Source organism: Leptolyngbya sp. O-77 (assembly GCF_001548395.1).
GTDB lineage: Bacteria > Cyanobacteriota > Cyanobacteriia > Elainellales > Elainellaceae > Thermoleptolyngbya.
The window spans coordinates 4,449,401-4,465,943 of sequence record NZ_AP017367.1 but is presented as its reverse complement, the minus strand read 5'-3'; the positions used below and the strand labels follow the sequence as shown (position 1 = coordinate 4,465,943).

The following is a 16,543-nucleotide window of genomic DNA, read 5'->3' as shown; positions in this document are numbered from 1 at the left end:
GGGCAACGATGGCAGTCAAGAAGGGCGATGTGGTGCGCGTAGTGCGCGAAAAGCTGGAAAACAGTCTGGAAGCAGCGGCGAGCGACACGCGCTTTCCGTCCTACATTTTTGAGACCAAGGGTGAAGTGCTGGACGCACGGGGCGACTACCTGCTGGTGCAGTTTGGCCATGTGCCGACGCCGAATATGTGGCTGCGGGCCGATCAATTGGAAAAATTTGAGTAGATTCGCAGGGTTGGCAGAGGGGATCGCATACCCTACACAATAGAACCCCAGCGGAACCGGGCGATTCTCTACGAGACGGCAACGCCAAACGCACTTCACCAGTCTCGCCTAGGCCGCTCTCTTAGCGAGTCCCAAAGCAATGTCTACCACGTCCCACGCGCCCAACGCCTGCACCCCCACCCGTGTTGCCATCATTGGCTCTGGCAACGTCGGCAGTACGCTAGCCCAGCGAATTGCAGAGCGAAACCTGGCTAATGTGGTGCTGCTGGATATTGTGGATGGGCGACCCCAGGGCGTGGCGCTGGATTTGCTGGAGGCTCGCGGCATCGAGGGACACGATCGCCAGATTGTCGGCACGACAGACTATGCGATGACGGCGGGTTCCGATGTGGTGGTGATTACCGCTGGGCTGCCCCGTCGCCCTGGCATGAGCCGCGACGACCTGCTGAAGACCAACGCCGCGATCGTGATGGAGGCGGCCCAAAAGGCGATCGCCCAATCCCCCAACGCCATTTTCATCGTGGTTACGAACCCGCTGGATGTGATGACCTATCTGGCCTGGAAGGCGACCGGGCTGCCGCCGGAGCGGGTCATGGGCATGGCGGGGATTCTCGATTCGGCCCGCTTTCAGACCTTCATTGCGCTGGAACTGGGGGTGTCTACTGCCGACGTAAGCGCAATGGTGATGGGCAGCCACGGCGACCTGATGGTGCCACTGCCGCGCTATTCTACTGTCAACGGCATTCCCATTACAGAACTGCTAGACGCAGACACCATCGCCCGTCTGGTTCACCGCACGCGCAACGGTGGCGCAGAAATTGTGGAGCTAATGCAAACGGGCGGTGCATATTATGCGCCTGCGTCTTCGACCTGCGTCATGGTGGAAACGATTTTGCTGAACAAGTCGCGTCTGCTGCCGATCGCCTCCTATCTGCGGGGTGAATATCGGCTCAGGGATATCTTTATCGGTGTGCCCACGCGACTCGGCTGCGGCGGTGCAGAGAGCGTACTAGAGCTACAGCTGAGCGACTCGGAACTGAAGGAACTCCACAGTTCGGCGGCGGTGGTGCGCCAGGGCATCGATCGGGCAATGGCACTGCTTTAGCACTTTAATTTTGCAGCACATTATCCTGCATCAGACGAGCGACCATCGCGGCGCGAGACGAAACACCCAGCTTGCCAAAAATGCGGCGTAGATAAGTAGAAACCGTGCAGGGGCTAATTTTAAGCGTGCTGCCGATGGTTTTGTTGGGTAACCCCTGGGCAATCAGACGGGCGATCGCCAGTTCTCGCGGGCTAAGGCAAATTGCCTTGGCTTCCGTTTGCTTGCGACGAACGATATAAAACTCTGTTTCGTCAACCTTTAGTTCAAAAATTACTTCGTTAACGGTTTCTTTTGCTTCCTGAAAGACTTTAATAGGTTTCCACAATATGGCTGTATTGCTAAGCAGGCGAACCAATACTTCCTGCTCTAGGCGATTCAGATCGAGGGATTCTGAAAAGGTTTTAGTTGTCCCTTGAGTGTTGATCATATCTACATAAAGCTTGGACAGGAATTTCAGGAAAGAGACTGAGCGCTAAGACTGGGTGGACTCTGCTCTTGTGGCTGAAGTGGCTTTGCTGAGACTCCGAAGCGGCACAGGATGAAATCAGAATTGCGTGCAATTAGCTTTTATTTAACCGGCTTCAAAGGGCGATCGCCATTCCCCCAGCGGGTACTGACAGTGCGGAAAAGATGCAGCCCCAGGACTCTCTGCGTCTCCAAATTTGTCATCCAAAGCCTTTTCTAAAGTTTTGTTTGGAATTGCATCATGCTTAACCGCATTCAAAATGTCATTCAAATCGATGACATCTATTTCAATGACCCTGCATGGATGTCATCAAAACGTGTGACTGCTCAAGCGATTCGCCTCAAGCTATAGCTAGAGATGAACTGCATTTCGATTGGAGTGATGCAATGTTGGACGGTGAAACTCTGCAACAGGAACTCACGAATGAGTTTGAAAGCGAATTTGAATATGAGCTGCAAAACGAATACGAAGTTCAGCATGAATACGAAGGTGAAGAATTTTTGGGTGGACTTATCGGCGGCGCAATGAACGCCCTTGGACTGGGCGAAGGTGAATACGAAGGTGAATACGAAGGTGAGTATGAAAGTGAGTATGAAAGCGAAGCCTTTTTGAGTACGGTGCGTCGTCTCGCTGGACGGCTCAAACCGATTCTGCCGAAAGTGATTCCTCATGCCACTCGTCTGATCGGCAATGCCATCGGTGGGCCGCAGCTTGGCGCAGCGCTGGGGCAGATGATGCGCGAAAGCGAGTATGAATTTGAGTACGAAACGGCTGGACAAATGGAATTTGAAGGGGGGTGGGCAGGAGAATTTGAATCCGCTGCCACACCGCAAACAGAAGCCGTGGCCGAAGCGCTGGCTGGTGCTGCGGCCAAAGCCCAAAACGAAGCCGAAGCCGAAGCCTTTGCTGGAGCCGCTGTGACTCGCGTATTGCCCACCAAGTCTGCTGCGGTGCAAAAGCAGATTCCGACGATTGTCAAAGCCAGCGCCCAACTGACACGGGGGCTACGCCAAAACCCGACGACCCGCCCGCTAGTGCGAATTTTGCCGACGGTGGCGATGCGGACGGGGCAAGTGCTGACCCAGAAAGCCGCGCAGGGTCAACAGATTACCCGCCCGGTCGTGGCCCAGGTGATGGCCGCCCAGACTCGCAAAGCACTCAAAAATCCCATGACCGCTGCTCGAATTGTGGCCAATTCTGCCAAGGTCGCGCAGAAAGTGACACAGCCTGCTCCAGTCGCCCGCAAAAAAGTGCGGGGCTAGTTCTGCTGGAGCCTTGCTTGTTTTCAACCCAATACCTCAACTAAACATCACTGAAAAAGGAGACCACACTCATGTATCAGTACGAATTTGAAACCCTGGATCGGGAACTGGAATCGGAATTTGAATCGGCTGTGCTGGGTGAAAGCGATCGCGAATACGAGTACGAATATGAAAGCGAAGAGTTTTTGCCACTGCTCGCTCCAGCGCTAAAATTGGCTGCACCGATGGCCATCAGGGCGATCGGCGGACTATTTCGGCGGCGGCGGCGCAAGCCAGGACAGCGCGAATTTGAGATGGAGTACGAAACACCCCTGAATGAGTTTGAACTGGAAGGCGAATACGAAGGCGATCCCTTTATCGGCAATCTGCTGCGGGGATTGGGCAGCGCTTTTGGTGGCGATGGCGAGTTTGAGTATGAATACGAGCAGCATCCGGAAGCGCTGCCCGAATTTGAAACTGCGCCTGCTAGCGAGTATGAAGTGATGGCAGAACACCTGGCCCACATGGCTGCCAACAGCCAGAGCGAAGCCGAGGCCGAAGCCTTTATCGGTGCATTGATTCCGCTGGTGGCAAGGGGAATCAGCGCAGCCGCACCCGTCATCTCTCGTGTGGTTCCCCAGGTGATTCGTCCCTTGGCTCAGGCGGGTCGAGCGCTGTTGCAAGATCCCAAGACTCGCCAACTGGTTCGCACCTTTCCCACGATCGCCCGCAACAGCATGGCAACCCTGGCGCAGCGCGTCGCCAAAGGACAGCCCGTAAATGCCCGTGTGGCAGCACGGACGGTGGCTGGCAACGTGGCGCAGGTGTTGGGCAATCCGCGCCGGGCCTCTGCTGTGATGAAGCGATCGCGCCAGATTCACAGCCGCCAATGCACCTGCGGCGCACGCCGACGGGCCCGCGTATAGGCGGAAGGCTTGCGGGTTCAGGGATATCAGCGTGCAGTTGATGGGAATGCAACGGGGAGTTTTGGCATGAATGGATTCATGAATGGATCAAGGAGCGGGATAGACCCGTATCGGGCAACGCGGCTGGCACTCGCCGAGCTATATCAGGAAACCACGCCTGATTATCCAACCGCTCGCGCAGTGGAGCCGCCCAACCTCGACCCCTGGCTGCGGGCGCAGGCGGTGAACGTGGTGCGCCATGTGGAAGCGCTGCGTCCGTTTCGCCAGGGCGAGTTTGGCTCTGATGCGGCCAGTCCCAGCGATGCCCATATTGACGCAGTAAACCAGCTTATTGCCCGATTGCGATCGCACCTCCAGGGCGTGTCCAAAACGGTCTCTGGCAGCGCTCAGGCGGCGATCGCCCAGCCCGCTACAGCTCATCTACAGCAGATGATCGCCCGCAAGGATCAGGCTCATGATCTGGTGCGGAAGATCGAGCAAATCTGGGACTTTTACTTTGAGCTGTTTGGGCAGCGGCAAAGCCAGTTTGCGCCGTGGCTGTTGGGGTGCGATCGCATCGCTCTCGACTGCTATCAGGACGTGTATATGGGCCTGGGCAAAGCGAAGTCGATCCCGGCTCCGCCGCCCTTCTCGTACGTCAAGACGGGATTTTCGCCCGCCACCTTCCGGCGCGGCATTCCCCTCACCAAGCTGAGCCAGCAGCTCAATCCGTTTCCGCTGATCCAACTGCCCTACCATCGTTTGGTGAATCCCTGGACCCTGGGGGCGATTTTGCACGAAGTCGCCCACAACTTGCAAACCGATCTGGGCCTGCGGCAAACCCTGCCCAAGGCGATCGCCCATCGGTTGCTGAAGGCGGGGTTATCCCCGGAGGTGGCAGCCGTGTGGACAAAATGGCACAGCGAAACCTTTGCCGATATGTCGGGGCTGCTGCTGGGCGGCCCCTACATCGTCGCCTCGCTGATGGACATTGCCTCGCGATCGCCCCAAAGCACGCTGTTCTTTCATCCCGGTGCGCCCCATCCCACGCCCTACCTGCGCGTGTTCATCAGTACGGAACTGCTGCGGCGGATGGGCTTTCCGCAAATGGCGGACGACTACAACCGCATCTGGAAGCGCCTGTATCCCAACCCCCACGCGGGCACGATTCCGCCGGCCGTGCTGCAAACCTTCGACCGGGCCCACAAGCTGGTGGTCGATACGATTTGCTACACGCCTTATGCCGAACTGGGCGGGCGATCGCTGGCGGAGGTCACCGGCTTCAAACCGCACCACCAGCAAATCATCGAAGAAGCCGGACAGCGGTTGGCCAAAGGCAACGATCCGGGCATCGTCCCCGAGCGCTTCCTGATCTGTGCCAGCCGCCACGCGCTGGATCGGCGGCTGGCCGCACCGGGCGTTATTACTGAAAACTTCTATAAAGCTTTAGCAAGGAGATAGCGCAGCATGAACCGAGATAGATACACGCTTCGCGGGCGTGTGGTCAAAAACCAAAACCAATACGAAGCTGGCATCCGCGTAGAACTCCACGACAAAGATCGGCAATACGACGATCTGATTGGCATTTCTCGAACGGATACCCAGGGCTACTTTGAAATCTCCTTCACAGAGGAAGACTTTCGCCAAGATCCGGGAGAAACGGAACCAACACCCGATGTGTATTTCAAACTCTTTCGGGACAGTGAGTTCTTGGGAGAAACAGAAGTTCAACCCAATTTCTCCCTAGAGCCATTTTCTAAGGCTGATCCCAACAATTCTGGTGATGAAAATGTTGGAGAGGTTCCTGACCCATATGCAGTTCAGCAAGAAGGGAAGCAAACAAGCTATCAAGTCGAACTGCTGAGGCTGATAGAGCCGGATGACCAGCAACCTGAGCGCCCCCCGGCCCAGCCTCCCAAAGATCCTCCTGGGCAGCTACAAATCGTAGACGTGCTGCCCAGCCTGGATCAAATCCACCGGACGGGCAGAATGGCATCGGTTTCCTCGTCCAGCAATGCCGGGGGTGGCGACCTGCAAGGCATTGTGGAAAGCGCCCTGGGCAGCATTTTGGGCCATACCCAGCGAACCGACGACCCCAAAACCCTGGTGAACACGCTGACGCAAACCTTCACCGCTCGTCAGGTAGACGGACGCACGGTGTATGACTGGAATCCGCAAACCGCCAGCGTCCGCGCCTCCGACTTGGGCGGCGGTGTTACCGGGGCGCAGGCCAGCCTCTACCACCGGGCAAAAACCGCAATTCAAGACGGCATTCGATTGCTCAATGCACTTACGCCGCTGAAGCCCTCTGCCGACCGCGAAAACATGGAAGCCACCCGCGCCATCATCCGCACCGAGATGCAGGAACTCCTGGCAGAACTGGGCGCACGGGGCGGCCCGCGCATCTTGCGAGTAGACAACCTGTTTCAACTGCTGCTGGGCGAAGACGTGGATAGTGGCAATCAGCGCCTCGGCGGCCAGCTTAAGAAACTGGCGGAATATTTTGGGCTGGTGCGCGGACAGATCAACACCGTCGAAGAGGAGCAAAACTATAGCAACTTCCTGACGCTGAAGGATTATCTGCAATCGCTGCGGCGGAGTTGGGTGGACTACAAGCACACTCAGCAATCCAGCGCTGGAGCCTACATTGGCACACAGTTGGTACGGCTGTCGCAAGCACTGGCGGTGGTGGCCGAGTCGGTGCAGGAAGTCTACCGGATCATGGAGCTATTTTTCTTGGGGCCAGAGGAGCGGCTGTCGGTCTACATCGACTTCACTCGTGCTGAAGCCGATGTAGAAGATATGGAAATTCCTTACGGATCTCCTCGCCCTGCCTTTCCACTACCAGATGACACTGGATATCCATTTGAGGAAACGGCTAAATTGGGTGATTCGATGAGCGTGGAGGGGCTGCTGAATTGGGTCTGGCGATTTGCCAGCGAGGAAGGGCCGATGTTAGCGAAATCAGGCGGCAAGCTGGGCATTCGAGTAATTTCCGAGACGAGCGATCGCCTCATGGTGCTGACCCAAGCCGCCACCTATGCGCCGATTCCCAACGCCGCTTTCCGCCGCGAAGGGGTGATTCGGGCGCTGCGTGATTTGGCTTACCAGCTCTATCAGGTGCGCCAACTGGCGGAGCAAGTAACATTGCCCTCTGGCGATACGCCCGACGATCGCGATTGATCTCAGATGCGATCTCCGATGACAGAAAACGCAACAGCAAACGCAATGGCGAATCGCTCGGTAAGAATGAATCGCCAGCCAAGTCGATAGCGACAGCCAAAACCTGCAAAATCTAGGCTGGCAAACCGCAATCCTTAACCCACTAACCCTGACTAAGCCCTTGTTCGAGGAGAAATTCCCATGACCACCACCGGAGAAAACCAAAGTTTACTCGACCGCATTGCCGCGCTAAAAGAAACGCTGGTCGATCAGCTTGGCCCGCAACTGATTCAAAATCCCCAGCTTGCGGACGCGCTAACCCAGCGCATCGAAGATATGTTAGCGCAGGCGATCGCCGCCAATGCTGCTGCGCCAATTCCTGCCGATGGCGGACTCGCTGATCTGATCGGCATCGGTAAGGATGCTGCCAAGGGCATCGACGAAACGCGCCTGCCGCAAGGCGTGGAAGATTATGACGAGCAAGTTGCGAGCGATCGCATCTTATCCGTCGCCGATCTTTACTATCTCTATCAGATGGAAACCGTCGGCATCTTCCGCGCCATCCGCAAGCTGCAAGAACTGTTTGACGCAGGCGCAGTGCGCCTTTCGACGGGTGAAGGCGCTTACGGGCTGTATCGGTTTGATCGCCGCAGCATCCTCCGCTACGCCGAACGCAACCGAATGCAGACCTATCGCCGCGTGTTTGGCTATACCACTACGCCGCCCATGCCCAGCGCCAAGCCAAACGCCCAGTTCCACGGTATGTTCACGCAGTTCATCAACAGTGTGGCTGCCTTCTGGCGCGACAAGCGTATTTCCGACGTGATTCGCGAACGCGCCTACGACCCCAGCTTTGGCAGCATCGCCACCGTGCGCCGCGCGGGGTTAGACCTGCGAAATAACTTAAAGTGGAATTCTTACGGACACGTTAATGTATTTCGCATTGAGACGCTGCAACTGCTGGACGAAGCCTTCCGCATTCTGGGAGCCGAAGACGTTCGCAAGCTGTTTGGCGCAGACAACGCCTGGGACGTGGCGGAAGAGGTGATGCTGCGCTACTTTAACAAACAGGTCAACGCCTCCCAGCGACACCGCATGGCCACCTCCGGGCGAGCCATCATTCGCTGGCTGGCGCAAAAGTATATCCTCAACAGCTCGCGAGCAGAATTTGAAGCGCTGCTGCGCGAAATCGCCGATGTGTCCGAAGAGTGGCTGACCAGCGCCGAGGTGCTGGGCATTGCGTTTCGCGGGCACACCCAGCGCGTCGTCCCCATCAACGCCAGCCGCAATGGCAACGTCGCGCCGCTCAGGGCCAGCCAGGGCTAGCGGGCGATCGCCCTTATTATGCGCCGCTTCGATCGGGTTGGATTTTAGATTTTGGATTTTAGATTTTGGATTGTGGATTGAAACAGACTGAGCGATCGCAATCCAAAATCGCCAATCCAAAAGACCCAGCCAAAATCGCCAATCCAAAATCGCCAATCCAAAATCGCCAATCCAAAATCGCCAACCCAAAATCGCCAACCCAAAATCCAAAATCAGCACCATTCCCCCTCGATAACTATGAACTCGTTTTCAACTAAAGCGCTCCAGAACGGCTCGGCCGCTCCGGAGTTTGAAGATGAATTTGGCCGCCGGGGGCAAGCCGGACGCAATATCGCTCAGCGGTTTGCCGCCTATCTCAAGCGCCAGGGCTTTTTGCCCACCCTCCACTTCACCCAGCGATTTTTGCAACGGCTTGCCTCCAAAGGCGTGCGGTTCGATCCGCGCACCTTCGTCCGCGAGTTTCGTGCAGCCAAGCACTATCGCCAAACCCGCCCCGGCTACAACACCCGCCTAGCCGTGGTGCGGAGCGTGCCGATCGTCTATCGGCCCGGCGGCGAAAACGGCAATCGGATTGTGCTGGTGACGACGCTAGAGCAGGGGGCAGATTTGCCACCTGTTGCCCGCACTGCTCCACCCAGACAGCGCGAAGCAGAATGGGAACTGGAAGCTAAATTTGAATGGGAATTTGAATCCAAGCTGGAACAGATAACTGAATCTAATACGCCACGCTCATTCGATGCGCGGGTGCAGCAGCAATATCTGGAAACGCTGCAAGAAATGTCGGCCGAACGTGAAGCCGATCCGTTTGTGGTGGAAGACATTAAGCGTCGTATTCCGCCAGGGCACGAAACCCTAAACCGAGAAGCGGCCAAGGGGCTACCTGTCACCCCGGCTGAACTCAGCGCCATGAATCGGGGTGTGCGCCGAGTAGATATTGAAAAAATCACAAACCACTTTAAGCCCTCGCAACAGCGCCGCCATATGCTGCGTCGCCACAAGTGCCAGTCGCTAGAGGAAGCTCTCGCCGAAGCTCGGCAGCAGTTGGTCGCTATTTACCGTCAGATTATGGCGGCTCCTACCCGCGAAGCTGCCTTCGAGTGGCTGGGCGAGGCGCTGCACCTGATTCAGGATTCTTACTCATCTGCCCACACGGAGCGCGAAAATGGGGGAGCAGGAGCCATCCGGTTTATCCGCTATTTTGGTCTGGGCGGGCTATCTTATCCGCACGAACATCGCGTCATGCCGATGCGTCAACCCAACGGGCGGGTTTTCTTTGGTGATCCGCGGGATTATATTAACCTGAGCAGTACGCCGACCCGTGCGGCGATCGCCGCCAGTCGCCGCTTTATCCAACTGGTGCTGCGACATTTGCAAGCAGCGGTCAGTTCTGCTGCCCATCAGACCGAGCTAAGGCAGTTTATGGATTCAGTGCTGGTGCTGAGTCCTCGCCGCACGCCCACCAAGTCGCTCTATCCCAGGTGCCCGTGAGAGTTTAGCAGTTCGGCAACGGAGGGCGGGGTCAGTTCTCGGACAGTGTTCACCACGCGGACTGCGCCTGCGGTGTGGAGCTTGTCGGTGTAGGCAGCGGCGTAGTCGGCGGGGGACTGGGCATGGGGCGGCAGCACGCCAACGCCAATCCAGGGGCGATCGCCCGCCACAGCTTTCGCCGCCGTCACCGTCTGCATATCCGCCACCGTATCGCCCACGTACACCACTGGCAGCAGGTTAGATAACCCAAACCGAGCCTCGATTTGCGCCACCGTTTGCAGCAACCCCGTCGGGTCGGGCTTGCCAGGGGCATCTTCCATCGCCACCAGGATGGGATCTTGCAATCCCAATCGACGCTGCAAAACGTAGGTCGCCGATCCCCGCGTCGCTCCGCTAAAAAATCCCCAGGGAATCGCGCTGGTTTGCAGTTCGAGCAAATGGGCCGCATCGACCAGCAGTGGCTCTTGCGTGATATAGCCATCCCACCGATCGGGATCGTCTAGAATGGCTCCACGATAGCGCCGCTGAAAGAAATCCACCACTTTTTCATAGGACAAATCAAGCTGCGATCGCCCGGTTCCCTGCCGTTCGTAGTAGCGATAGATCAATTCTTGAGATGCTTCCCAGTCGTTGTTCCACCGTCCCTCCCCTTTGAGCTGGTCAATGTCTGCCTGGGAGGGGCGAAAGCGACCATCGGTAAAGGCTTCTACGGTGTCCGCTAGGGCGCGGCGGTAGGAATTGCCCACGTCGCGGATCACGCCGTCAATATCAAACACTAGAAGGGCGATCGCCTGCTGCATAGGAATCGTTTGGGAAAAAATTCTAGAGAAAAAATTAGCTCAGGACAAATCTAACCAAAAAATATTGGCGATCGCGCCAGTTCGTAATTTACCATAGAGGATTGTAGAGTTTTTGAAGGCAGCCCGGACTGTCCTGGAGGTGCGATTGTCCAAGTTTATTCTCAAGGTTCTCTGGCTAGATAACAACGTGGCTCTGGCAGTAGACCAAGTCGTCGGAAAGGGAACCAGCCCGCTGACATCCTATTTCTTTTGGCCGCGCAATGATGCGTGGGAACAGCTCAAGACCGAGCTAGAGGCGAAGCACTGGATCGCTGAAGCCGATCGAGTGGAACTGCTCAACAAAGCCACGGAAGTCATCAACTACTGGCAAGAAGAAGGCAAGAAAAAGTCCATGGCCGAAGCGCAAAGTAAGTTTCCAGAAGTTGCCTTTACGGGCAGCGCCTGACCATCTACCACTATTTCATAAACCATTTCAGGGGGGCTGCACGGCTAGACTAGGGCAGTCCCCTTTGTTTTTGTATATTTTTGTAGGTTTTGTTTTGTAGGGTTTTGCATGGCTAAGACCGAATCTTAGAACTCGCGGCGGGGCGTGCGGCGCTTGGGCGTGCGGCTGCGGGGCGGCGCTTGGCGAAAGCGGCTTGTTTGGCGGGGGCGGTCAGGACGCTCCTCGGTCGGACGCGGCGGCGCTTCATAAAAGCCAGGGTCGTAGGCAGGGTCGGTGGCACGGTCGCGGCGGCGCTTTGGGCTGGGTTCGCTGGTGCGGCGACCGAGCTGCTTGCTTACACCGGCAAACACCTCCCGGTTCAAGTAGGGATAGTCGCTAACCCACAGCCCATAATCTGCCATATACACGTCGGATAGCTCCAAGATTGGGTCGAGGTCGGGGCGATTGGAGATGGCCACGAGTTGAGCGCGATCGCCCGGACGAATCACCCGATGGTCGCGCACCAGAGGCACTTTCACCTTGCCCAGATAGCCCGCTTCATCGGCTAATTCCAGGTTCAGCCGTCGTTCCCGATTTTCCACGACTACCAGTTCGCCCTGCTTGTTGACCCGCTCCTCAGTGCCGACCAGATCTTCGGTAATGTAGACATCGGACACCTCGCCCTGCCAAAAGCCAGCATAGGGATAGCGACGATATTCCGCATTGCGGCGGCCAGCTTGGTAGGCGGGCCCCCACAACCAGTACAGACCTGCGATAATCGCCACGCTGAATTCCAGAATCTCAAACCAAAAGTTGGGCGGCAAAATTGCCCGCAGCACCAGCCCCAGCAGCGCCCCCACGACCGAAATCAGCACGCGACTTAGCACGTCCTGAAACTTTCCCCAGTAGTAGCGATACTGCTGCGCTGTGGCGACAGCGGGAATCAGTTGCTTAAAAACGTCTTCGGTGATGGGGGTAAGCATAGTTGAACGGGGCGATCGCCCTCAGCAGTCTTCTGGCACAGTGTTATCCTTAACACAGCACCTCAAAGCCCTGACAAGCAGCATTTTTTCGAGCCTAGCATTTGTCCGTCTAGAATGGTCATCCAAGCAGGAGCAGATTGGTTCAAATTTTTTAGACTCCTGAGTGCGTCAGGCTCATTTCTAACCCCCCCATCGGAAAACGGCTGATTGACTACCCGACAAATCACAGAATTGTCAATGGAAATTCCCGTATCCGACGGCACCTTTTCGCAAAACTGCCCCACAGAGTTCAGTAAAAATCTCAGGGAAATTGAATTCAAGAAATTGCAGAATAGGGATAACTCTGGAGAACGCATTCGGAACGCTAGCGATTAGGGGGCAATTGAATCGTTAGGGTTCCTGCTCAGAAGGCGTCCTTACAGGTGAACTGCCTGACCTTGGGGGCTTATAAGGTCAGGCATTTTTCTTTTTAAAGTTTGGCTAAAAGTCTGGTTACAATTTAGCAGCCATCAGACTGACCCTCTGAATCTGCGACACGATCCTGGTCGATGTACCGTGAGCCACAGCAGAAATCTGCGGGACAAGTCCGGTAAAGTCTTACACTGGATAAGGCTCTCAGATGTTCTTAGGCTAAAACAGGGTTTGACCCCAATCCTTCTGTACGTTGCAACTCATTTCCAATCATTTCCACCCTTGGATTCATGTCTCCCGATCTTCTGCGCTCTCTGGTTTGGATGGACTATCGTTTGGCGGTGCTATTTGCCGTCGTGCTGCCGCTGATTTTGCTGATCTGGGCAACGGTGAAACAGGCTGAAGCCATGCAGCGGCTGCTGATTATTTACTGGCGCGTCTCCAGCCTGCTGGCGATCACGGTTTATCTACTAATTGGCGACTTGAAGATCGGGTTTTTGGCATCGTTTTTGGCGCGGATTTTGATTCCCATCGGGCTGTGGTTTTGGGTGGATTTGAACGAAGAAATTGACGACCAGCGCTCTACCCCACTCAAGTTTTTGTTCACTGCCTGGCGCTGGGCGCTGACGATCTACAGCACACTGGGGGCGATCGCCACGATTCCCTTTTTGCAATGCGCCTTTTCGGAAGCAAGCTACCAAACGCCCTTTTGCCAGGTGTGGCGCGAAGCCCCGCTGATTTACAAGGATGTCCTCCATGCAAACTATCGCCCGCCTTTCCTGGGCTTTTTGGGCATTGTCGGGCTGGTGATTTATCTAATTTACTTTGGGCACTTTGTCATTGTGCGGCTGGGGCGGCAGGGTCGTTCTGCCATCGAGCAATAGCCCGTACCGCCAGTGCATAGCGCTATGGGCAAAGTCTTGCAAAAACCAATTCTGGTGACGGGTTCCCATCGCTCTGGCTCGACCTGGGTCGGGCGGATGATTGGCGCATCGCCCCAAGTCGCCTATATTCACGAGCCGTTTCACCTGAATCACAACCTGGGTTTTTGCGGCGCACAGTGGGACTATTGGTTTCAATATATCTGTGCCGACAACGAGGCTCAGTATCGGCGGTTTTTTGAGAAAACGGTGCGGCTGCAATACAATCTGATTCCCAGTTGGAAGCTGGTGAATGATGCAGAATATCGCCGCAAAGTGCGGGGCGATCGCGCGTTTTTTGCCAAAAGCCGTGCGGCGGGCCGTCGTCCCCTGCTGAAAGACCCGATCGCCCTCTTCTCTGCCGACTGGCTGGCGACCCGCTTTAACATGGACGTGGTGGTGATGATTCGCCATCCCGCGGCCTTTGCCTACAGCCTCAAAAAAGCGGGCTGGTTCCACAACTTCCGACATTTTCTCGACCAGCCCTTGCTGATGCGCGATCATCTGCATCCCTTTGCCGCAGAAATCGAAGAATTCGTCGCCGGAGACGAAGTACCCGGTGGTGGGCACGGGCGATCGATTCTGGAACACGCGGCGCTGCTGTGGAAGCTGATTCACTATCGCATTGCCACCTACCGGGAGCAGTTTCCCCACTGGCAGTTCGTGCGGCACGAAGACCTGTCGCTAGAGCCGCTGGCGGGCTTTCAGCAAATCTTTGACCAATTGGGGCTGGATTTTAGCGACACCGTGCAGCGCAAAATCACAGACTATAGCAACGAAAAAAATCCCTCGGTGGAGCCGTCGCTGTTTGCCCTCAAGCGCAACAGCAAAGCCAATGCCTACACCTGGAAGGAAAAGCTTTCGGCAGAAGAAATTGCGTTTATTCGAGAACGGGTGGGCGATTGGTCGGATCGGTTCTATCGCGCTGAAGAGTGGTGAAGAGTGGTGCAGTGATTCGCTTCTGGCTGCGGTCTAAAGGTTACTGGCAAACACGATGCGGATTTTTGATGCAGATTTTTCCAGATCAGGGTAGAGTCATGGAAGATAGGAAAAAATTCTCAGGGTTGCCGGACTGTGGCGGAGATTTTTTTCAGTTTGGGTGAATCCTCTGTCCGCTGTCAGAGCTTTTGTTTTTTGCGCTCGTTGCGCCTGGTTCACAGGCTATCCCGCATGATGCTATCGAGTCGATTGATCCACTCCCAGGTTTCCACAAGGCTGAAGCAGCGACCGCTGGTTTGCTTGCTCAGTCTGGAGGAGTGTGTCCGCTAATCCGCCGCGATTTGAACGATCAGAGGCGGAGAGCGAATACTCTGCCTCGCTGGTTTCGGTGCCTGAAAGTGTTAAATCTGACGCGAGTTTTCGACCGTCTGCGGAGGCCTATAGCAAGCAATATCCGGGGCAATGTAACGGGTCATGTACCGGGTCGTATACCGGGTCATACACGGCACAATATGCGGGCGATCGCCCGTCTAGCACCTACCGCAAGCAGCCGGTGTTGCCAGAACAGGAAGAACCCGCTGCATTTCACGCCGCTCACAGTCCGCACACCATCTGGCTCACTGACGAGCTGCTGTTTAGCTTTCAGCGCTGCCATCGCCGCGCCTACCTTGACCGTTATGGCGATCTAAACCATTGCGATGCTCCCAGCGATTATTTGCTCAAGCTGCGGCAAGACAGCCTGGCTCATCGCCGCGAAATTTTGCAGGATGCGGTGATTCACGAAGCGGATTATCCCCGCTCGAACTGGGCGGCGGGTGCGGAGAAGACTCTGACGCTGATGCAGCAGGGGGTGGAGCGGATTTCTCGCGGCGTGCTGCTGACGGAATATCGCGACGGCGTGATGCTGGTGAGCTGTCCTGATCTGCTGGTGCGACAGCCGGGAGAGTCGGTCTTTGGCGACTGGATGTATGTGCCGACGGATATCCGCCTGGGCAAGCGCCCCAAGCTGGACTATCAGGTGATGGCGGCGTTTCATGCTTATGTGCTGGCGGCGGTGCAGGGGGCGTGGTGCGATACGAGCTGGCTGATGCTGCGGCAGCGCGGCCCCTACGCAGTGGATCTGGTTGACCTGCTGCCACGCATGGAAGAAATTCTCTATGCCTGCGCTGAGATGCTGATCAATCAGCGCGAACCAGAAGTGTTTATTGCCCACAACCGCTGCGATCTCTGCCACTGGTCTAGCTTTTGCTATGGGCTGGCGACGAGCGATCGCCATCTCTCTCTGCTTCCCGGCGTTACGCCCAGCCGCTACGTTTATCTCAAGCAGATGCAGATCACCACGCTGGAGGCGCTGGCGGCTACGCCCGTCCGGGAGTTGGAAATGCTTCCTGGCTTTGGGCCGGCCGTGGCGCACAAGTTGGTGTATCAGGCCCAGGCAACGCTGAATCAGGAGGCGCTGCTGAATCCGTCTCTGTCTTACGGGGCGCTGATGGAACTGGTCAAGCACCGCAGCCTGCCGACCGCCGAGGTCGAGCTGTATTTTGATATTGAGTCGGCTCCAGAGCAAAACGTCGTGTACCTGCACGGCGTGCTGGTGGTGGATCGGGCGCAGGGGCACAACCAGTTTTATGCGCTGCTGGCCGAAACGCCAGAAGACGAGCGCCTGGTCTGGAACCAGTTGATGGACTTGTTTGGGCGATATCCCGATGCGCCCATTTTTCATTTTTGCCCCTACGAAGTGCAGACGGTGCGCCGATTGGGAGAGGCGTTTGGCGCTGCGCCAGACCAGGTCGAAAGTGTACTGATGCGGTTTGTAGATTTGCACGACTGGGTGACGCAGGTGGCGCTGCTGCCCGTCGAGAGCTATGCGCTGAAGGCGATCGCCCGCTGGCTGGGGTTTAACTGGCGCGATGCCGAGGCCAACGGCGCACAGTCGATTTTCTGGTACGCGCAATGGCTGCAAACGGGCGATCGCGCGTTTCTCGAATCAATCTTGCGCTACAACGAAGACGACTGCCGCGCCACGCATCGCGTCAAAGATTGGCTGGTGGCATTCATTACTGAAAAAGTGCAGGAAATTCAGGCACATCAAAGTCATTGAGAATTGGACTCAACCTGTTTCCCAAAAAATATCCAAAAATTTCTCAAA

Annotated in this window: 16 protein-coding genes; 12 read left to right on the top strand and 4 right to left on the bottom strand. The window is 56.3% G+C overall.

Annotation, left to right across the window (positions count from 1 at the left end; all coding sequences use genetic code 11):
- The first annotated feature begins 8 nt into the window (after positions 1 to 8).
- Together O77CONTIG1_RS18915 and mdh are read left to right on the top strand one after the other, a co-directional pair.
- Entirely contained in the window at positions 9 to 224 is a 216-nt protein-coding gene (locus O77CONTIG1_RS18915; protein ID WP_068513798.1) for an NAD(P)H-quinone oxidoreductase subunit O, read from the top strand.
- Positions 225 to 363: 139 nt separating this feature from the next.
- Positions 364 to 1,329 (top strand): malate dehydrogenase, encoded by a 966-nt coding sequence (gene mdh, locus O77CONTIG1_RS18910; RefSeq protein WP_068513795.1) that lies wholly within the window; start codon positions 364 to 366, stop codon positions 1,327 to 1,329.
- A 4-nt stretch (positions 1,330 to 1,333) separates the two neighbouring features.
- On the opposite strand, the gene O77CONTIG1_RS18905 is transcribed toward mdh, so the two are convergent.
- A complete protein-coding gene (locus tag O77CONTIG1_RS18905; RefSeq protein WP_084782840.1) occupies positions 1,334 to 1,756 on the bottom strand; it encodes a response regulator transcription factor in 423 nt (140 codons plus the stop codon).
- 425 nt (positions 1,757 to 2,181) lie between these two features.
- Here O77CONTIG1_RS18905 and O77CONTIG1_RS18900 point away from each other — a divergent pair, with 425 nt between their 5' ends.
- The 5 genes from O77CONTIG1_RS18900 (at position 2,182) to O77CONTIG1_RS18880 (ending at position 8,429) form a co-directional block, all read left to right on the top strand.
- Positions 2,182 to 3,057 carry a hypothetical protein gene (locus tag O77CONTIG1_RS18900; RefSeq protein WP_068513792.1) on the top strand — a complete coding sequence of 292 codons (876 nt, stop codon included), beginning with the start codon at positions 2,182 to 2,184 and terminating at the stop codon, positions 3,055 to 3,057.
- 71 nt (positions 3,058 to 3,128) lie between these two features.
- Positions 3,129 to 3,962 carry a hypothetical protein gene (locus O77CONTIG1_RS18895; RefSeq protein WP_068513790.1) on the top strand — a complete coding sequence of 278 codons (834 nt, stop codon included), beginning with the start codon at positions 3,129 to 3,131 and terminating at the stop codon, positions 3,960 to 3,962.
- Positions 3,963 to 4,040: 78 nt separating this feature from the next.
- Complete coding sequence (locus O77CONTIG1_RS18890; RefSeq protein ID WP_197673243.1) at positions 4,041 to 5,402, top strand: hypothetical protein; 1,362 nt, start codon at positions 4,041 to 4,043, stop codon at positions 5,400 to 5,402.
- A 6-nt stretch (positions 5,403 to 5,408) separates the two neighbouring features.
- Entirely contained in the window at positions 5,409 to 7,124 is a 1,716-nt protein-coding gene (locus tag O77CONTIG1_RS18885; RefSeq protein ID WP_068513787.1) for a hypothetical protein, read from the top strand.
- A 180-nt stretch (positions 7,125 to 7,304) separates the two neighbouring features.
- Complete coding sequence (locus tag O77CONTIG1_RS18880; protein ID WP_068513784.1) at positions 7,305 to 8,429, top strand: hypothetical protein; 1,125 nt, start codon at positions 7,305 to 7,307, stop codon at positions 8,427 to 8,429.
- A 44-nt stretch (positions 8,430 to 8,473) separates the two neighbouring features.
- Here the strand turns inward: O77CONTIG1_RS18880 and O77CONTIG1_RS26385 are convergent, their stop codons facing one another.
- A complete protein-coding gene (locus O77CONTIG1_RS26385; RefSeq protein ID WP_225894620.1) occupies positions 8,474 to 8,632 on the bottom strand; it encodes a hypothetical protein in 159 nt (52 codons plus the stop codon).
- Between the two features lie 34 nt (positions 8,633 to 8,666).
- Here O77CONTIG1_RS26385 and O77CONTIG1_RS18875 point away from each other — a divergent pair, with 34 nt between their 5' ends.
- Entirely contained in the window at positions 8,667 to 9,917 is a 1,251-nt protein-coding gene (locus O77CONTIG1_RS18875) for a hypothetical protein (RefSeq protein ID WP_068513783.1), read from the top strand.
- On the opposite strand, the gene O77CONTIG1_RS18870 is transcribed toward O77CONTIG1_RS18875, so the two are convergent.
- Complete coding sequence (locus O77CONTIG1_RS18870; protein ID WP_068513778.1) at positions 9,899 to 10,717, bottom strand: TIGR01548 family HAD-type hydrolase; 819 nt, start codon at positions 10,715 to 10,717, stop codon at positions 9,899 to 9,901. The genes O77CONTIG1_RS18875 and O77CONTIG1_RS18870 overlap by 19 nt on opposite strands.
- 145 nt (positions 10,718 to 10,862) lie before the next feature.
- Here O77CONTIG1_RS18870 and O77CONTIG1_RS18865 point away from each other — a divergent pair, with 145 nt between their 5' ends.
- A complete protein-coding gene (locus O77CONTIG1_RS18865; protein WP_068513776.1) occupies positions 10,863 to 11,162 on the top strand; it encodes a 30S ribosomal protein PSRP-3 in 300 nt (99 codons plus the stop codon).
- 125 nt (positions 11,163 to 11,287) lie between these two features.
- Here the strand turns inward: O77CONTIG1_RS18865 and O77CONTIG1_RS18860 are convergent, their stop codons facing one another.
- Positions 11,288 to 12,124 carry a phosphate ABC transporter permease gene (locus tag O77CONTIG1_RS18860; RefSeq protein ID WP_197673242.1) on the bottom strand — a complete coding sequence of 279 codons (837 nt, stop codon included), beginning with the start codon at positions 12,122 to 12,124 and terminating at the stop codon, positions 11,288 to 11,290.
- 701 nt (positions 12,125 to 12,825) lie between these two features.
- On the opposite strand from O77CONTIG1_RS18860, the gene O77CONTIG1_RS18855 reads away from it, so the two are divergent.
- The 3 genes from O77CONTIG1_RS18855 to O77CONTIG1_RS18845 all read left to right on the top strand — a co-directional run bounded on the left by O77CONTIG1_RS18855 (position 12,826) and on the right by O77CONTIG1_RS18845 (position 16,495).
- Positions 12,826 to 13,419 carry a DUF3177 family protein gene (locus O77CONTIG1_RS18855; protein WP_068513772.1) on the top strand — a complete coding sequence of 198 codons (594 nt, stop codon included), beginning with the start codon at positions 12,826 to 12,828 and terminating at the stop codon, positions 13,417 to 13,419.
- Between the two features lie 24 nt (positions 13,420 to 13,443).
- The gene (locus tag O77CONTIG1_RS18850; RefSeq protein ID WP_068513769.1) at positions 13,444 to 14,394 is read left to right on the top strand and encodes a sulfotransferase; all 951 of its coding nucleotides are present in this window, start codon (positions 13,444 to 13,446) and stop codon (positions 14,392 to 14,394) included.
- A gap of 388 nt (positions 14,395 to 14,782) precedes the next feature.
- Positions 14,783 to 16,495 (top strand): TM0106 family RecB-like putative nuclease, encoded by a 1,713-nt coding sequence (locus tag O77CONTIG1_RS18845; RefSeq protein ID WP_286132408.1) that lies wholly within the window; start codon positions 14,783 to 14,785, stop codon positions 16,493 to 16,495.
- Positions 16,496 to 16,543: the final 48 nt, after the last annotated feature.

What these genes read in the sequence shown, in the direction of transcription:
- O77CONTIG1_RS18915 (WP_068513798.1), top strand. Translation starts at nt 9, where the DNA reads ATGGCAGTCAAGAAGGGCGATGTGGTGCGCGTAGTGCGCGAAAAGCTG.
- mdh (WP_068513795.1), top strand. Translation starts at nt 364, where the DNA reads ATGTCTACCACGTCCCACGCGCCCAACGCCTGCACCCCCACCCGTGTT.
- O77CONTIG1_RS18905 (WP_084782840.1), bottom strand. Translation starts at nt 1,756, where the DNA reads ATGATCAACACTCAAGGGACAACTAAAACCTTTTCAGAATCCCTCGAT.
- O77CONTIG1_RS18900 (WP_068513792.1), top strand. Translation starts at nt 2,182, where the DNA reads ATGTTGGACGGTGAAACTCTGCAACAGGAACTCACGAATGAGTTTGAA.
- O77CONTIG1_RS18895 (WP_068513790.1), top strand. Translation starts at nt 3,129, where the DNA reads ATGTATCAGTACGAATTTGAAACCCTGGATCGGGAACTGGAATCGGAA.
- O77CONTIG1_RS18890 (WP_197673243.1), top strand. Translation starts at nt 4,041, where the DNA reads ATGAATGGATCAAGGAGCGGGATAGACCCGTATCGGGCAACGCGGCTG.
- O77CONTIG1_RS18885 (WP_068513787.1), top strand. Translation starts at nt 5,409, where the DNA reads ATGAACCGAGATAGATACACGCTTCGCGGGCGTGTGGTCAAAAACCAA.
- O77CONTIG1_RS18880 (WP_068513784.1), top strand. Translation starts at nt 7,305, where the DNA reads ATGACCACCACCGGAGAAAACCAAAGTTTACTCGACCGCATTGCCGCG.
- O77CONTIG1_RS18875 (WP_068513783.1), top strand. Translation starts at nt 8,667, where the DNA reads ATGAACTCGTTTTCAACTAAAGCGCTCCAGAACGGCTCGGCCGCTCCG.
- O77CONTIG1_RS18870 (WP_068513778.1), bottom strand. Translation starts at nt 10,717, where the DNA reads ATGCAGCAGGCGATCGCCCTTCTAGTGTTTGATATTGACGGCGTGATC.
- O77CONTIG1_RS18860 (WP_197673242.1), bottom strand. Translation starts at nt 12,124, where the DNA reads ATGCTTACCCCCATCACCGAAGACGTTTTTAAGCAACTGATTCCCGCT.
- O77CONTIG1_RS18855 (WP_068513772.1), top strand. Translation starts at nt 12,826, where the DNA reads ATGTCTCCCGATCTTCTGCGCTCTCTGGTTTGGATGGACTATCGTTTG.
- O77CONTIG1_RS18850 (WP_068513769.1), top strand. Translation starts at nt 13,444, where the DNA reads ATGGGCAAAGTCTTGCAAAAACCAATTCTGGTGACGGGTTCCCATCGC.